The sequence below is a fragment of the Corallococcus llansteffanensis genome (assembly GCF_003612055.1).
In the GTDB taxonomy this organism is placed as follows: domain Bacteria; phylum Myxococcota; class Myxococcia; order Myxococcales; family Myxococcaceae; genus Corallococcus; species Corallococcus llansteffanensis.
Genome location: NZ_RAWB01000913.1, coordinates 1 through 2,283, shown reverse-complemented (window position 1 = coordinate 2,283; position 2,283 = coordinate 1). Strand labels below are relative to the sequence as shown.

The window sequence follows — 2,283 nt, the reverse complement described above, 5'->3', positions numbered from 1 at the left end:
GTTGCCGCCCTGGGCGCCGGTGCCGCCGCGCCGGCCCGTGGAGTAGGCCTCGATGGGGGCCAGCAGGTCGCGGACGTAGATGGTCCCGTTGGACCCGTTGTCCCCATCCGTGGATCTGCCCGGCTGGACGCCTGAGGCCCCCCCCGTGCCCGGCTGGCCATTGCGATCGCTCGCGTCGTTGCTGCACTTGCTCCAGGTGGTGCAACTCCCGTTCTGGCCGTTGCCAGCCGCCGGCGGCGTGGACGGCGTGCCCGGCTGGTTCGGCGTGGTTCCATCATGGGCCCCGCTCAGGTCGATGCGGTTGGCCGTGGTCGTCTGTGCCTTGCTGTCGCTCTTGCTCATGGTCCGGTTTCCTTCAGTTCGCGCGGATGATCTGGCTGGCGTAGACGGTGAGGTTCGTGTTGCCGTTGATGAGCCCGTTCGGGCCGTAGATGAGCCGGCCCACCACCAGGACGTTGGACTTGCCGTCGTTGAAGCTGAGGGTCCCGTTCACGACGAGCTGGGCGTAGACGTGCACCACCGTCTCCAGGGGCACGAACGCCTCCACCGCCGGCTTGTGCGCGGCGAAGACGTGGGACGGCCCCCAGATGTAGCCCTTGGCGGCCTGCTCCAGGTGCTGCCAGTCCTCCGCTGTCAGCGCCTCGGCGGGCACGCGGCTGTCGAGCATCCGGGCCGGGTGCTTGCCGTTGTAGCGCGTGTCGCCATCGAAGACGTGGTCGGGGTTGCCGACCCAGCCCTTGAACTGGTCCAGGCTCTTGGTCCGGTAGACCAGGTGGGTCCCGGCGTCCTGCGTGTCGCGGCGGAGCGCGAGCGTGGCGTGGTCCGGCACGGTCAGCGACTGGGTGGTGTGCTGCATCACATCCATGCCGAACTTCGCCAGGTGACCGCCGACAAATGCATAGTCATGCTGCGAAAGCAGATTCATTGTTTCTTCTCCTGTGTTTGTGTTTGCGTGGGCGATGCGTGAAGCAACAGCTCTACAGGCTTCGGCCCGGGCGGCGTGTGCGCGCCGGGCGGGACTTCAGGGGCGCCGGGCGCGCAGCTCGCCGAAGGTGATGGGCAGCACCTGGAACGGGCGGAAGTGGACCTCGCCAAAGGGCGTCAGGGACGGTTCCTGGAGGTCGCCAATCATGGCTTCCTCCATGAAGCGGGTGGTGATGTCCGCGTCCAGGCAGGCCGTCTCCACTCCCGAGTAGCCCGCGCGTCCGGCGGCCTCGGCCAGCTCCCCGAGCGGCCGGGTGTGGTGCACATAGATGTGATTGAATTCGTCCAGCTCGGCCTGCTCCCGCGCCGAGAGCTGCCGGGCGAGGCGGAACACGTCCTTGATGTACAGGCGCCCGCCGGGCCGGGTCACCCGCAGCACCTCCCGGAACAGACCCAGGGGGTCGGGCGAGTAGCCACTGGACTCGAAGAAAACGACGGTGTCGAACGTGGCGTCCGGGAAGGGCAGCGTATGGTAGTCCGCGACCTGGATGCGCACCCGCTCCTGGAGGCCGGCCGCAGCGATCAGCTCGCGGGATTTCTCCGCCTGCACCGGGGAGAGCGTCACTCCGTCGATGCGGAGCCCGGGGAGCGTCGTGGCGATGTCGATGGCCGGCCCGCCGACGCCGCATCCCGCGTCCAGGACGCGCTGTCCCGGGCTGATTCCAGCGCGCGCGGCCAGGCGCAGGTTGCTCGCCGCGTAGCGCGCCGCGGATGGGCCCGCGCCCCCGGTGTCCAGCACGCCGGCCTGGAATGTCTTGCCAAGGAAGTCCAGATAGCCTGACGTCGCCGCGTCGTAATAGGCACGTACCCTGCCCCCGTAGGGTGCCTCTGAAAGACTCGCCATTTCCCCCTCCTTCTGGCCAGCTTGAAACAACGGTTCGGGTTCCTGCCCCGCCCCAACGCGACAGCCCAGGAGCAAGGGGCATGCCTACTGTCTTCCAGGCGGCACGGACGCCTGTCTCAGAGGGCAATCCCAGCCGGGGACGCGTGGAACCTGCGCGAAGCCGAGCGGGGCTGCGTTGTCGCACGACGCATCCGCGTGCACGGAAGACGCACCGTCAGGTTTTGCCGTTCACCTTTCCAGGCAGGTGGCCTTCCGGTCGGCGGCGCGCATTGGCGGACAGCGACCTGGGGCCCGGGGGACGGATGGCCGGGGAAAGGCGAGGTGGCAGCTTCCGGCCTCCCCTACCCTCCCACGCAAGGGACGCCTTCATGCCGTCACTGCGACGCTTTCCGCCGCACCTCTCTGTCTTTCTCTATCTCTGTCTGGAATGTTGGCCCATGGCCATGGCCCGGGCC

The 2,283-nt window shown here is 68.3% G+C and carries 3 protein-coding genes; all 3 read right to left on the bottom strand.

All coding sequences use genetic code 11. From position 1 onward, the window contains the following. Nucleotides 1-342, bottom strand: a 342-nt coding sequence (locus tag D7V93_RS42015; RefSeq protein ID WP_208723331.1) for a hypothetical protein, incomplete at its 3' end; no start/stop codon positions are given. A 13-nt stretch (nt 343-355) separates the two neighbouring features. After that, entirely contained in the window at nt 356-925 is a 570-nt protein-coding gene (locus D7V93_RS42010) for a hypothetical protein (protein ID WP_120648566.1), read from the bottom strand. Nucleotides 926-1,021: 96 nt separating this feature from the next. Next, nucleotides 1,022-1,828: an SAM-dependent methyltransferase gene (locus D7V93_RS42005; RefSeq protein ID WP_120648565.1), complete on the bottom strand. Its 807-nt coding sequence runs from the start codon at nt 1,826-1,828 to the stop codon at nt 1,022-1,024. Nucleotides 1,829-2,283: the final 455 nt, after the last annotated feature.

Coding starts and splice junctions, on each gene's coding strand:
- D7V93_RS42010 (WP_120648566.1), bottom strand. CDS start 925: ATGAATCTGCTTTCGCAGCATGACTATGCATTTGTCGGCGGTCACCTG.
- D7V93_RS42005 (WP_120648565.1), bottom strand. CDS start 1,828: ATGGCGAGTCTTTCAGAGGCACCCTACGGGGGCAGGGTACGTGCCTAT.